The organism is Formicincola oecophyllae (genome assembly GCF_006542395.2).
In the GTDB taxonomy this organism is placed as follows: Bacteria; Pseudomonadota; Alphaproteobacteria; order Acetobacterales; family Acetobacteraceae; genus Formicincola; species Formicincola oecophyllae.
On the sequence record NZ_CP038231.1, the window covers coordinates 1,222,782 to 1,236,881 of the forward strand.

Annotated in this window: 10 protein-coding genes; 2 read left to right on the top strand and 8 right to left on the bottom strand. The window is 57.4% G+C overall.

The genetic code is table 11. From position 1 onward, the window contains the following. Positions 1-89: 89 nt before the first annotated feature. The 6 genes from topA to gltX all read right to left on the bottom strand — a co-directional run bounded on the left by topA (position 90) and on the right by gltX (position 8,665). Complete coding sequence (gene topA / locus E3E12_RS05495; protein ID WP_141443422.1) at positions 90-2,864, bottom strand: type I DNA topoisomerase; 2,775 nt, start codon at positions 2,862-2,864, stop codon at positions 90-92. 213 nt (positions 2,865-3,077) lie between these two features. After that, positions 3,078-4,289: a DNA-processing protein DprA gene (gene dprA, locus E3E12_RS05500; protein WP_141443423.1), complete on the bottom strand. Its 1,212-nt coding sequence runs from the start codon at positions 4,287-4,289 to the stop codon at positions 3,078-3,080. 5 nt (positions 4,290-4,294) lie between these two features. Then, complete coding sequence (gene plsY / locus E3E12_RS05505) at positions 4,295-4,915, bottom strand: glycerol-3-phosphate 1-O-acyltransferase PlsY (RefSeq protein WP_141443424.1); 621 nt, start codon at positions 4,913-4,915, stop codon at positions 4,295-4,297. Beyond that, the gene (locus E3E12_RS05510; protein ID WP_141443425.1) at positions 4,912-6,246 is read right to left on the bottom strand and encodes a dihydroorotase; all 1,335 of its coding nucleotides are present in this window, start codon (positions 6,244-6,246) and stop codon (positions 4,912-4,914) included. Before E3E12_RS05510 ends, plsY begins: the two co-directional genes overlap by 4 nt. Beyond that, positions 6,243-7,208, bottom strand: coding sequence for an aspartate carbamoyltransferase catalytic subunit (locus E3E12_RS05515; protein WP_240810446.1), 966 nt, complete (start codon positions 7,206-7,208; stop codon positions 6,243-6,245). The genes E3E12_RS05510 and E3E12_RS05515 overlap by 4 nt, the downstream gene beginning before the upstream one ends. Further along, positions 7,205-8,665, bottom strand: a complete 1,461-nt coding sequence (gene gltX / locus E3E12_RS05520; protein WP_141443426.1) for a glutamate--tRNA ligase — start codon at positions 8,663-8,665, stop codon at positions 7,205-7,207. The genes E3E12_RS05515 and gltX overlap by 4 nt, the downstream gene beginning before the upstream one ends. An 823-nt stretch (positions 8,666-9,488) precedes the next feature. Here gltX and E3E12_RS05525 point away from each other — a divergent pair. Continuing rightward, entirely contained in the window at positions 9,489-10,091 is a 603-nt protein-coding gene (locus E3E12_RS05525; RefSeq protein ID WP_141443427.1) for a DUF1796 family putative cysteine peptidase, read from the top strand. 719 nt (positions 10,092-10,810) lie between these two features. Continuing rightward, positions 10,811-12,535, top strand: coding sequence for a ComEC/Rec2 family competence protein (locus tag E3E12_RS05530; RefSeq protein WP_240810611.1), 1,725 nt, complete (start codon positions 10,811-10,813; stop codon positions 12,533-12,535). Between the two features lie 15 nt (positions 12,536-12,550). Here E3E12_RS05530 and nth read toward each other — a convergent pair whose 3' ends face one another. Further along, positions 12,551-13,255 carry an endonuclease III gene (gene nth, locus E3E12_RS05535; protein WP_141443429.1) on the bottom strand — a complete coding sequence of 235 codons (705 nt, stop codon included), beginning with the start codon at positions 13,253-13,255 and terminating at the stop codon, positions 12,551-12,553. Between the two features lie 65 nt (positions 13,256-13,320). Continuing rightward, the gene (locus E3E12_RS05540; protein ID WP_149498264.1) at positions 13,321-13,911 is read right to left on the bottom strand and encodes a hypothetical protein; all 591 of its coding nucleotides are present in this window, start codon (positions 13,909-13,911) and stop codon (positions 13,321-13,323) included. Positions 13,912-14,100 lie beyond the last annotated feature (189 nt).

Genomic DNA, 14,100 nt, shown 5'->3' on the forward strand with positions numbered 1-14,100 from the left:
AGCTGGGCTGTGCAACGTGCTGTTGCCTAAAAGCCATAGTGGGGCTTTTCCTTGAAGCCGCCTCAGCCTCTGCCAGACCTCTGCGCTGCTTAAAAGGGCACATCATCGGCTTTGGTGTCGGACTGCGGGGCAGACGTAGTTTTCCCTTTGGCAGTTGTGGTGGCCGTGGCTGCCTTGGCAGTCGTTTTGGTGGTGCGTGCTTTTGTGGTGGTGCGCGTTGCTGTTTTCGCAGTCGCTTTTTTAGCTGTTGCTTTTTTGCTTGCCGTGGTTGCCTTGGTCTTTTTGGCAGGTTTGGCTGCGCTGGAAGCCTTGGATGATGTGGTGGTTTTCTTGGTGGCGGCTTTGCGGGTGGTTTTGCGCCCTTTCAGGGGTTTGCCTTTTTCAGCCAACAGTTGGAGCGCCTCCTCCATGGTGACGTCATCCATGGCGGTTTCCTTAGGCAGGTTCGCAATGGTCTGGTCATGCTGGACATAAGGTCCGAAGCGCCCCTTGCGCACCATGACCGGTTCACCATCCACAGGATGAAGGCCAAGGTTCCTTATGCTGGCCAGCTTTTTGGCCAAGACCTCAAGGGCGCGTTCCAGACCAACAGTCAGGACATCATCTTCTTTGCTGAGGCTGCCATAAATGCTGCCCATGCGTACAAAAGGCCCAAAACGCCCCAGCCCCGCCGTAATGGCCTGGCCCGTTTCAGGATGAACCCCGATAGGGCGCGGCAGGCTGAGAAGCCCAAGGGCCATTTTAAGGTCCAGATTTGCTGGGGAGATCCCAGCTGGTATGGCAGCGCGCTTGGGTTTCGATTTCTTGTCTTCAGGGTTGGCTTCACCACGTTGGAGGTAGAAGCCATAAGGGCCCCGCCGCACGCTGATGACCTCCCCTGTTTCAGGGTCATGGCCTAGCAGGTGTTCGCTTTCCATGGGAACGGCATCAGCTGATTCTGGCAGTGCCAAGGGGCGTGTGTTGCGGCACTCAGGGTAGTTTGAACAGCCCAGGAAAGCGCCGTGGCGCCCCAATTTCAGTCCCATGCGGCCTGTATGACACACGCTGCAAGTGCGTGGATCCTGCCCTTCGGCTACGGCTGGGAAGAAATGGTCGCCTAAGTCAGCGTCAAGCACATCGATGACGTCAGATATCTTCAGGTCGCTCGTCTGGCCGACCGCGCCTGAGAAATCCTGCCAAAACCCTCCCATGACCTGGTGCCAGTCAGCGCGCCCGCCTGAAATCTCGTCCAGCTGCTCCTCAAGGGCGGCCGTGAAGCCTGTGTCCACGTAGCGCTCAAAGAACTTCACCAGGAAGGTGGTGACAATGCGTCCGCGGTCTTCAGGCATGAAGCGGCGGTTTTCAAGCGTAACATAATTGCGGTCGCGCAGAACGCCCAAAATGGAAGCATAGGTGGAGGGGCGCCCAATGCCGATGTCTTCCATGGTTTTGACCAGGGAAGCTTCCGTGTAGCGTGGTGGTGGCTGGGTGAAATGCTGTTCAGGAACGACTTCGCCCAAGGTGATGGAATCCCCTTCAGCCAGTTCAGGCAGAAGGCCACTTTCGCGTTCATCCTGGCTGTCTTGCCCTTCACGGTAAAGCTTCAGGAAACCGTCAAAAGCGATGACTGAACCCGTTGCACGCAGGCGCGGCGTGCCCACCCCCTGGGTTGGGTCCGCCAGTACCACGGCGGTTTGGTCAATTTCGGCAGACTGCATCTGGGCGGCAACAGTTCGTTGCCATATCAGGCGATAGAGCTTGGCTTGATCGGCGTTCAAATACCCAGCCACCATGTCAGGGGTGCGGCTGATGTCAGTTGGCCTGATGGCTTCGTGGGCTTCTTGGGCGTTCTTAGTTTTGGTGTTGTAAAGGCGAGGCTTTTCAGGCCGGTAGGCTGCCCCGAATGCCTCGCCAATGTGTTGGCGGATGGCCTCCACCGCCTCTTTGGCCATGGTGACGCCATCAGTGCGCATATAGGTGATGAGGCCTGTGGTCTCTCCGCCTAGGTCAACGCCTTCATAAAGCTGCTGGGCGGTGCGCATGGTGTTCTGGGCGCTCAAGCCTAGCTTGCGCGAAGCCTCCTGCTGCATGGTGGATGTGGTGAACGGTGGTGCCGGGTGGCGTTTGGTGCGGCGTTTCTCAATGGCTTCAACCTTGAAGGCGGCTTGCTGGACAGCCGCCTGCGCCTTGTGGGCGGCGGTCTCGTCCCCCAAGCTGAACTGCTCCAGCTTAGTGCCCGCAAGGTGGGTGAGGCGTGCCTGGAAAAGCTGCCCTTCGGGGCAGGTGCACTGGGCCGTCACGGACCAGTATTCGCGTGGCTTGAAGACCTCGATCTCCGCCTCGCGCTCGCAGATGAGGCGCAGTGCCACTGACTGCACACGCCCTGCTGAACGTGAACCAGGAAGCTTGCGCCACAGGACAGGCGAAAGGGTAAAACCCACCAGGTAATCCAGGGCGCGGCGGGCCAGGTAAGCGTCAATCAGCGGCTGGTCCAGCTCACGCGGGTGCTGCATGGCCTCCAGGATGGCGTGCTTGGTGATTTCATGGAATGTGACGCGCTGGACCTTCTTGCCGGTCAGTGCCTTCTTTTCCATCAAAGCGGCGCGCACGTGCCAAGAGATGGCCTCCCCCTCCCTGTCAGGGTCAGTGGCCAGAATGAGTTCGTCCGCGTCTTTTAAAGCCTTGACGATCTTGCTGATTTGCTTGGCGCCGCTTTCGCTGGTCTGCCATTTCATCGCGAAGTCTTCGTCTGGATTGACGCTGCCATCTTTGGGGGGAAGGTCGCGCACATGGCCAATGGAAGGGATGACCACGTAATCCTTCCCAAGATACTTGTTGATAGTTTTGGCTTTGGCAGGGCTTTCCACGACCACGACGCTCGTCATTGCACCATCCTCGTTCGTTCATGCAGGCTTGCAAGGCCCAAAACCCCGGCAGAGACCGAGCCATGCCCCTTCCATAACCAAGCTCAACCCATCGGGCCAGCTTTGGTAGCCCTTGAAAAGCGGATTTTCTTGAACGTCCCGCCTGGAAAACCCGTGGAAACGCTGGCAGGGCACCGTTTTTAGGCTTTCCTGGCTGCATCCCGAAAGGCTGCCTTAGGCGCGTGTGAAGCCTGCCCCTGTGTTCACAGCCAAGCCTGAAAGCTCCAGTTCCCCCAGCAGCGCCATCAAGGCCCCAATGGGACAGCCGCAGGAAGCTGCTAGGGTGTCAGGGCTTGCTGGTACATCTGAAAGCAGTTCCAGCACAGCAGCGCGCAACTCCCCGCCCTTGTCGGCATCGGTTTGCTGCAGGCCCCGTTCTGGCCTTGGGTGTTGCACAGCGTTGGCTGGGGCATTGGTTTGAAGGCTGAACAGGTCCGCTTCCCCCCTGCTGTGCGTCATGGTCGGGCGTTGCCCATGTCCAGATCTAGGCCCCTGCGGGGGTGTTTTTAAACCAGGCAGGAGGCAGACGGCCTCCAGAACATCCTGCCCATTGCAGACTAAGGCTGCACCATCCTTGATGAGCTGGTTGCCGCCGCCGGAGCGCAGGTCAAGGGGGTGGCCTGGCACAGCCATCACCACCCGGTCATAGGAGAGCGCCAAACGCGCTGTGATGAGCGTGCCAGAGCGCAACGCCCCTTCCACAATGACGGTGCCCAAGGTCAAGCCTGCAATCAGGCGGTTGCGTCGTGGGAACAGTTGCGCCCTGGGCAGCGTTCCAGGCGGCATTTCCGTAACTAGGCAGCCATGGTGGGCAATGTCTTCATGCAGGCTGGCATGTTGGGGTGGGTAGGGCTGGTCAAGGCCGCCAGCCACAGCGGCGATTGTCAGGCCATGGGCCAGCGCCGCTTTGTGGGCTGCACCGTCAATGCCACGCGCCAAACCAGAAACCACGCTATAACCCTGGCTGGCCAACATGCTGGCCATTTCCGCCACGACACGCAGCCCTGCTGCTGAAGCGTGGCGCGCCCCGACAATGCCAATGCCTTTTTGGGAAAGCAGGCCAGGCCAGCCTTTTGTGAAAAGCAGGGGCGGGGGGTCTGGTAATTGGGCCAGCAAAGGGGGGTAGGCCTGATCACCATGAAGGATGATTTCTCCGCCCAGATTATCTGTAGCGCTGATCTCCTCCAAGGCTTGGTCAACGCTTTGCACAGCACAGGGGCGCTTGGCCTTGGCGGCCAGTCTGGGCAAGGCCTGCAAGGCTTCCTCTGGGTTGGGGAACTTGGCCAGCAGGCGTTGGTAGGTGCGCGGTCCCACCCCTTGGCTGCGACCCAGCCTGTAGCGGGCCAACCAATGTGGTGAAACGTTGCCTGTGCCCTGCCCCGCCATATGGTTTATTTCTGGCCCACGCGTGGTTCCACCCCAGCGACCAAACGCTTGATGTTGGCGTGATGGCGCAGCATCACAATGAGGGTGACTGCCAATGTGGCGACTACAGGGGCAGGGGTGGCGTCATGGCTCCAAAGCCACACAATGGCCATGAGCAGGGGCGCTGCTAGAAAGGCCGTCAACGCGCCGACAGAGGAAATGCGGCTGGCACGCGCTGCACCCAACCACAACAGGGCGCACGCAAGCCCTACAGGCCAGCACAGCCCCACTAAGGCGCCAAGGCCAGTCGCCACCCCTTTCCCCCCCTTAAAACTCAACCAGAGGGGGAAGCAATGGCCCAGCACAACGCACACCGCCGCCACACTGGCTGCAAGGGGCGCAACGCCGCTGGCCTGGCCCAACCAGCCGCCCAGCAGAACGGCCACCAGCCCTTTGAGGGCATCAAGCAGCAAGGTAGCAGCAGCAATGGATTTCTTACCAGTACGCAGCACATTGGTGGCGCCAATGTTGCCTGAACCGATGGCCCGGATGTCGCCCCCACCGCTTAACCGCACCAGCAGAAGACCAAAGGGCACACTGCCGAGGAGGTAGCCCAAGGCGCCAGCAAGCAGAAGGGGGCCCATCATGCTGTCTGGCTACCTTCTAATTGGCTGCTTTTGTCAGCGGATTTGTACACAGCTTTGCCATGGCGCCACGTCCCCTTGACCACACCTTTGAGCGTCCAGCCATCAAAAGGTGTGTTCTGGGCTAGGCCTGGCAATTGGCCTGCCACAACCTGCCAGGCCTCTTCAGGATTGAACAGGCAGAGGTCTGCGGGCCTGCCGGGTGCCATGGTGCCTGCTTCCACCCCCATGAGCTTAGCTGGGCGCGTGGTGAGGAGCGCGAGTGCCTCCAGCAAAGGCAGGCCGCTAGCGTCCAGCGTAACCCCCAGAAGCGTGGCAAGCCCCGTGCCACCAGGCAGCGCATCACCAAACGGCAGACGCTTGTCGTCTGCGTCCGCAGGGGTGTGGCTTGATGTCACCACGTCAATGGTGCCATCTGCCAGGCCCTCCACCACAGCGGCGCGGTCATCTTCCGTGCGCAAGGGGGGGGTGAGCTTAGCGTAGGTCCTGAAACCCTCTATGGCGACTTCCGTCATGGCGAAATAGGGCGGGGAGGTGTCGCAGCTCACCTGAATGCCTTCAGCTTTGGCTTGGCGGATGTGGGCCAAGGCGCCCCTGGTGGAAATGTCGGCGAAGTGAATGCGCGCCCCCGTCATGGCGGCCAGCTGCACATCACGCTGGACTTGCATGGCCTCGGCGGCAGCAGGCACCTGACGCAAGCCAAGGCGCACGGCAAGCGGGCTTGATGTGGCGCTGGCGCCTTTGCTGAAGGCCGTTTCCTGGGGGTGGAGCACCAAAAGGGCATCCAGGAACTGGGCATAAGCCATGATGTTGCGCATTTGCTTGGCATTGGGCACAGCGCGTGGCCCATCTGTGAAGGCCATGGCGCCAGCGGCCTTCATCATGCCGATTTCAGCCATCTCAGCGCCAGCGCAGCTTTTGGTCATCGCGCCAAGCGGCACAAGCGTGGTCAGGCCAATCTCATGGCCGCGTTGGCGGATGAACATGGCCAAGGCTGGCGTGTCCACCACAGGCATGGTTGTGGGTTCCACCCCCATGGTGGTCACGCCACCAGCTACAGCCGCTTGGGAACCAGACTGCAGGGTTTCACGGTATTCAAAACCCGGTTCGCAGAGGCTGGCGCGGAAATCGACCAAGCCGGGGCACAGCACCCAGCCCTGGCCATCGATGATTTCGGCATGAGGGGGCACGTTGCCCTCATCCACATCAAGGGCTTTAATCAAGCCATTTTCCACCAGGAGGGTGCCCAGGCCGTCACGGCCACTGGCAGGGTCAACCAAGCGCACATTCTTGAAGAACAGCGCCTGGGGGGAAGAGGTGCTGGAAGCGCTCATGCGTGGTGGTTCCTCCGGCTGCGTGAAAGTCTGTCCAGAACGGCCATGCGAACAGCCACCCCCATTTCCACTTGTTCTGAAATCACGCTTTGGCGTGAATCAGCCACTTCTGAGGCAATCTCAACGCCACGGTTCATGGGGCCAGGGTGCATGACGATGGCGTGGTCCCTGGCCAAGCCCAGGCGGCGCTGGTCAAGGCCGAAAAGGGCGAAGTACTCACGCGTGCTGGGGATGAGCCCCGCCCCCATGCGCTCACGCTGGACGCGCAGGCACATGACGACGTCAGCTCCTGTGACGGCCTCGTCCATGTCACGGTGAATGGTGACACCCGCCATTTTCCCAAAAGCACTTGGCAGAAGGGTGGGGGGACCTGCCAACCTGATGCGCGCCCCTAGCAGGCGCAGAAGCAGGATGTCTGAGCGCGCAACGCGGCTGTGGGCGATGTCACCACAAATGGCAACCTCCAGCCCTTCAAACCTGCCAAAATGGCGGCGGATGGTCAGGGCGTCCAACAAGGCTTGGGTGGGGTGTTCATGCATGCCATCACCAGCGTTGACGACACTGGCTTCCACCTTCTGCGCCAGAAGGGCTGGCGCGCCGCTTTGAGCATGGCGGATGACCAGCAGATCGCACCGCATGGCGTTGAGAGTGGAGGCTGTGTCAAGCAGCGTCTCCCCTTTGTTAACGGAACTTGTGGCCACCGTCATGTTCACCACGTCTGCGCCCAGACGCTTGCCTGCCAGTTCAAAGCTGGTGCGTGTGCGTGTGCTGTCCTCAAAAAACAGGTTGATAACGGTTTTGCCGCGCAGAACGTCACGTGGTGGCGTGCGCGAACGGCTGAGCAAGGCATAGCTTTCAGCCAAATCCAGGTAAGGCAGCACCTGCTCTGGGGTCAGCCCCGCAATGCCAAGCAAATGGGCGCTGTGCTGAATGGGGTGGGGCATTGTCTGGGTGTTGCTCATGCGTTTCCCCCGCCAGCAGGGGTGACATGGACCAGGGCGCTGTCGAGGCGCGCCAGCACTTCGTCCTTGCCCAGGGCCGCCAAGGTCAAATCAATGCCAGGGCTGGTGGTGGTGCCTGTCATGGCTGCGCGCAGGGGCTGCGCCACAGCACCCAGCTTGCAGGGGCGCGCTTCGGCGAAGCTGCGCAAGGTGCTGTCGATGCCTTCTGGGGTGAAAGGGTCCAGGGCGGCGAGCTGCGGCCGAATGGCCTGCAGGACCTCACGGCCTTCCCCAGTAAGGATTTTCAAGGCTTTGGGGACGAAGGCCAGTGGCAAGGTGGCGGCAGCGAAGGAGGCGTTGGTCGCCAGCTCCTCCAGGTTTTTGGCACGTTCCTTCAGGCCTGGCATGAGGGCCAGGATGCGCTTGCGGGCACCCTCCCCTTCAGGGCCTTCTAAGGCCATGTTGGGGCCTGTGCCAGCTTGCTGGCGCGCGCGCAGGCGTTCCATGACGTCATCGGTCAGGCGTTGGTCGTCAGCGCGGCGCATCCAAACGCCATTGATGTGGTCAAGCTTGCGGTAGTCCATGCGGGCGGCCGAACGCCCGATGCCATCAACGTCAAACAGCTTGATCTGTTCAGCACGGTCAAGGATTTCAGCGTCTCCATGGCCCCAGCCAAGGCGGAGGAGGTAATTGTCAAGCGCCTCAGGCAGAATGCCCTGCTCCCTGAACTCAATCACGGACTGGGCGCCGTGGCGTTTGGAAAGCTTGCCGCCATCGGGGCCATGGATAAGCGGCAGGTGTGCAAAGGCGGGCGTTTTCCAACCCAGGGCCTCATAGATCATCTTTTGGCGGAAGGTGTTGATAAGGTGGTCATCGCCACGCATCACGTGGGTGATGTCCATATCGTGGTCATCCACCACCACAGCCAACAAGTAAGTGGGGCTGCCATCAGAGCGCAGCAGGATTAGGTCGTCCAGTTCAGCGTTGGCCACGCGCACTTCCCCCTGGATGAGGTCATGAACAACTGATTCACCTTCCTGGGGCGCGCGCAGGCGCACAGTGAACGGCATGCCCTCAGGCGCTTCAGAAGGGTCGCGGTCGCGCCAGGTGCCGTCATAGCGTGGAGGGCGTTTCTCAGCGCGCGCCTTCTCGCGCATGGCGGCCAGCTCTTCCGCTGTGCAGTAACAGCGGTAGGCATGGCCGCTGTCGAGCATCTGCTGGACCACTTCCGCATGGCGCCCTTGGCGTGTGGACTGGAAAACAGGCTCATTGTCCCAATCCAGCCCCATCCATTTGAGGCCATCGAAGATCACGTCCACAGCCTGCTGGGTGGAACGCTCCTTATCGGTGTCCTCAATGCGGAGGAGAAACTCCCCACCATGGTGACGGGAGAACAGGTAGTTGAACAAGGCGGCACGCGCATTGCCAATGTGCAACAGTCCAGTGGGGGAGGGTGCAAAACGGGTGCGAATGGTCATGGACGCGCCTTTTGGTGATGGTGGGGCAGGATAAACAAAGCCTGTAGATGATTTTTAAAGGCAGGCATTCAAATTCGATCGATCGGTGTGGCCTTGGGGCCTATTCCAACCGGTGGGGTGTTTCATCATGCGACACGTTCAAAAATGCAACCCTCTCACATTAAAGTTAGGGACAATCATTTTTATGGACCTGCTGGAAGGGGTGCTCTGTGGAGGGGCAATTTGAATTTTACGGCTTCAGCGGCTGTGGATTGAAATTGGAGAGCCGAATAAGATAGATGCCTTGTAGTTAAATGTGGTGGGAAAATTTTTACCTAATAAAATTAGGCATTTTTGTGGTGAATTTTATTTTTCATTGTGAGAATAATGTTAGTGAGGATTAATGATTTAGTGACAAAGACATATCGATTTAATTTATCAAATGGCAACAGACCACTCCTTAGGATATGAGAATGAAATAATTTTTCAAAAATCATAGATGGTTACCAATATTAATTATTGCTGGTCTCTTGAAAACTATGTATTGAAGATCCAGGAATTTTTCCTATATCCTATATTATCCTTTAATTTACCGAAAATGTGGAATTTCCATTTAAAATCTAATTGAGTGATTATTAATTGATATTTAATCCATCTGACCTTATCTTTCCAATAAGATAGTTTGCTGACGAAAGACTGTTTATCTGAATGGGTCACACCATGACAGCGCTCTCTTGACCATGACGCCGTTGGCGGTGAATTGACAATATTTTGTATAGAGATTTGTATCTTATACAATCATCAATGAAATGTTGATTTTTAAGCTGGAGATAATGTGAAATGATTGTTGCAGGAGGGACTTTCTTGTTTACCGGCAATCCTGTTGCGTGAAGCTGGCTTGTGTACTGCAGCGATGCCTTTTGATTGGACTTTTTGCAATGTGGAAAGTTTGATTAGGATCTTACAAAGCGATTTCCGACATTTCCTGGATGAGTCAACAGTGGAATCCCTGGCTGAAGAGAAGGGACGGCCTGTGGCTTTTAACAAGCATTACGATGCTGCCAACCCTGAACGGCCATTTTTCAATCACAAAGACCCCACCAAGACAGAAGACAGGAACTATTACCTCAGGACCATTGAACGGTTCAAAAAACTACACAACACCAAACCTTGTCTCTTCGTTCTTGAAGAGTTTGGTGAACTTGAACAGCGCTTTGAAAGCTTGGTGGACACGCTCAATCGGCATTGGCCTAACATGAAAGCTTATGGCGTTAGTTATAAGCCATCAGCAGAGGTCCCTTCCTTAACACCTTTGAAGGTGCTGGATGGCCATCAGTTGATGTCGTTTAAAGCAAGTCCCATTCATGAAGGCACTCATTTTGCCCGCAGAGAGGATGGTGAGCTTTTGATTGATGGGGTGAAGAGGTTCGCAGCTTCTTCCTTTTAAGGAGTCGCAGACCAGTTCATCACGTTTGGAGTGCATTGTTCAGCGAAGCAGTAATTTTAGGATCTGAAGCTTTACTGTAGGCGTTTGTGATGGATGCCTTGCCAAGGTGTTGGGTAGCTTTGCAAGGTCACAGGCTAGCCTGCTGGATACCTTTCTGTTTAGGTAGTGGCGAAGCCCTTTATCTGGCGTTTTCACAGGAACCACCTTTGTGGGAGCTTGTGGCAGCGGGCTTGGTGGCCTTCAGCGTTGCGGGGTTATGGGCTTGGTTGGGTAATAACACGCTGTGCGCCAAACCCTGCCATGCTTCCTTGGCGCTGGGGCGCGTTGTTCTGGCAGCTTTATTTTGGGTCAGCGTAGGGTTGGGGCTTCTTGGCTTGCAAGCTCATTGGCAAACCCCTTTTCCCGCATTGCCTGCCCAGGCAACCTTGATTCAAGGGCAATTGCAGGCCTTGGAATCGACTGGCACTCCTGAGAAACTGAAGCTTACCCTGGGTCAAGTTGATTTCTTGACCCCATGGGATAAGCGCGCAACCCCTCTGAAACGTCATCTAACCCTTTACTTGTCAGAAAAAAATGCTGAACAGCCCTTCTGCTTGGGTGCAGTGGTCAAATTGGAAGTTCAGCTGTCCCCTCCCCCTGGGCCCGTTTGGCCCGGAGGGCCTGATCCTCGTTTTAGAGCATGGTTTAGTGGCAGTGCTGGCAGTGGGCATGTCTTGGCGGTGCGTTCCGTGCAACGCACCCCTTGCCATGCCGATGTTCCGCTTTTCGCATGGGCTGGTTACCGCCAGCGCTTGGCCCATCAAGTGGAAACCATGCTCCCTGGCCAAGAAGGCGCCATTGCGGCCACTATCCTGACAGGAGAAAGTGGCGGTTTGACCCAGGCCACCCGTGATGAGTTTGCTGCTGCAGGTTTGGCGCACATTTTGGCTGTGGCTGGGTTGCACTTAGCCCTGGTGACGGGTTTGGCCGCTGTTGTCTTGCAGTGCCTGGTCAGACGTTTTGAAAACCTCATGCTGTTTGGCCAGGGGCGTTTCATAGTTCTTGGTGGCTCTGTTTTGGCAGGGCTGGGCTATGTGTTCCTGACAGGCCTTCATGTGCCGGGACTGCGTGCCCTATTCATGATGGCGGCCCTTGCCATTGGTTTGGTTCTGGGGCGGAAAAAGCACGCTATGCGCAGCTTGGCGCTGGTGGCTTTGCTGTTCATGGTCACAGACCCCGTCATTATCACAGATTTGTCGTTTCAGATGTCCTTCTGTGCAGTGCTGGGGTTGATAGCTGGTTTCGAGGCGTTGCAGCCCCAGCTTGAACGCATCAAAATGGCTGTCCACGCTTTGGAAGGGCGCACCATGCCCGCACAAAGGGCACAAAGGCATTTTGGTGTTAGCTTGTTGGGGCAACCAAAATTTTGGTTGGTGAAGGGTGCACGCCTAGCAGAAGGAGTGTTTCTCCTAGCGCTGACATCCCTTCTGGCTGGATTGGCGACCATGCCGGCCACAGTGATGCATTTCAGCCGCATTCAACCTTGGTTCGTGGTGGCCAACATAGTGGCTGTGCCTTTGATGGGGTTTTGGATCATGCCTTTGGGCATGGTGGCGTTGCTTTGGTTGATGGTCGTTGATGGGGTGCAGACTTGGTGGGGGGATTTCCCTTGGTTGGCTTGGCCTGCCGAGGGCGCTTTCTGGCTTATGGGTCAGGCGCTGGGCTTGATGGCCTGGATGGCAGGCCAGGTGGCTTCTTGGCCGGCCGCTACTGTTGCTGTCAGAGCACCCAGTGGCTTGGGCTATTGGCTAGCTTTGTTGGCACTCATGATGATGTGTCTGTTTAAAGCCCAGGGGCTGGGGCGTTGGCTGAAAAATGCATTGGCTCTTACCCTGCTGGTTGGAGCGTTGTTGTGGCCTCAAAGGCAAGCTGTGCCTGTGGCGTTGGTTGATAACACAGGGGGTGTGGCGGCTGTATTGGGTACAGGCGATGGTGAAGTCATGCCCTTCACCGCTTATCAAGCAGGGCCAGGGAAAGCTATGTGGGTACGGGCGAAATGGGCTGAGGCATTTGCCCTGCCGGTGCAGCCGCTGCCACCTTCATGCCAAAAGGGGTGGTGCTTGTTGACCACACGCCAAGGACTGAAAATCGTTGTGGTGACAAAGCGGAAAGCCTTGTCGGCAAAGGCTTCCTTTTGTCCTATGGGGCAAGTTTGGCTGATGGTGGACCTGGTATCACGCGTGCCACCCTGCACAGGTTTTTCCAGGCCCATCTTGTTGGGCAAGGAGGCGTGGCGTGTGGGAAGCCGTGCTGTCATGGCTGTTCCCAAGGGTAGCCTGGGAAAAACCACTCCCTATTATGAAGTTGACGTCATCACCGCGCGCCAGGCCATGGGGCAACGCCTTTGGACACGAACCATGCCCACAAAGGCGCGCATGGGGTTGCCCCTCATGCCTTCTGAATAGCTGTACAGAGGCCTTTTAAAGGCGGGTAGGCGATGCTGTTTTAGGAAGGACTTCCCCTGCGCTTGTTCCAGAAGGGAGTTTTGCTGGGGCTGGCGTTTTAGCACTGTAACGGCAAAAGCGGGCCACAGGGCACTGCCAGCATTCAGGCGTGCGCGCCTTGCACGTGTAGCGTCCATGAAGAAGCAATTGATGGTGCGCATCACGCAAATGGTGTTCTGGCAAACGTGCCAAAAGCCCTTGCTCTACGTCATCAACTGTGTTGCCGGGAGCCAGACCGGTTCTGTTGGCGACACGGAAAATATGAGTGTCTACCCCCATGGTTAAATGACCAAAACCTGTGTTGAGAACCACATTGGCGGTTTTACGCCCTACCCCTGGCAAGGCTTCAAGGGCTTTGCGGTCCTCAGGAACCTGGCCGCCGTGTTTCTCCAACAGCTGGGCAGAAAGGGCCGCCAGGTTGCGGGCTTTGCCACGCCACAAACCAATGGAGCGAATGAAGGGCCCTATGCCCTCCTCACCCAGCGCAACCATGGCTTCTGGGGTAGGGGCGGCTTTGAAGAGCGCAGGCGTGGCCGCATTGACGGACTTGTCCGTGGCCTGCGCTGAAAGCACCACACTCACCAGAAGTTCGAACAGATTGGCGTAGACTAGTTCGGTTGTTGGGTTGGGCCGCAAAGCGCACAGGGTGTCCATGAAGGGCTCAACCTGTTCAAGGGGCATGGTCGGTGTAGCTGCCCTTGAAGCTGGCAGCTTGCCTGAAGGGTGTTGTGGGCTGACTGACACAGTCATCGTGTGGGTTTGGGGGCAATGGCCTGTTGAAGGGTGCCAACGCAGCGTTCATAGGCAGGCCAGGCCGCTTGCAGGCCATTCACATCCACCGTGCGAGGTTTTGAGGTTAGGTTGTTATCCGTCAAAATGGTCACTTCAAAAGGCGTTGTGATGGGCACATCTACATTGGCGGGCATTTCAGGTGGCTTTTTGCCTTTGGGGTCAATGTATTGGGGCACAACACCAGTGCGCAGGTAAAGGCTGAGCTGCTCTTCAGCAGAGGGGGTGAGGGTGGCCGTCACGGTGGCGCGGTCGCCAGCCTGCACAGGATAGTACAGGTGCTGTGTTGGCCCATGGCTGATGAGCAGGCTGGCCCCTTGGCTAGGTTTGAGGTGCCATTGAGGGCTGGCGCTGCGTAATGAGTGAACAAGCTTACCTTGGTAAAGGCCCGTTCGGAAAATCAGTGCTTCGCCATGGGTCGTCAACGCGCACCAGCTAATTGGTTGGGCCGCAGTGCCCCCATGCAGCACTGCCCAGTTCAGGCCATCATAATCCACGCCCACACCAGAAGGTAGGGAACTTTGGGCATGGGCTATCCCAGGTGCCATAGCAGCCAAGGCTGTTGTGAGGAAACCCAGCGTTAGCCAGCCTTTCAGGGCTTTTCCTTGATGAACGCTGCTTTTCTGTGCCTTATCGGCCACAACACCAACTTTTCCGTGCATCACCTGAACCTGACTTGAAAATGGGGACAGAGGGAATGTGTAAGGATTTCACCGTGGGGACAAGGGCCGTGAAAA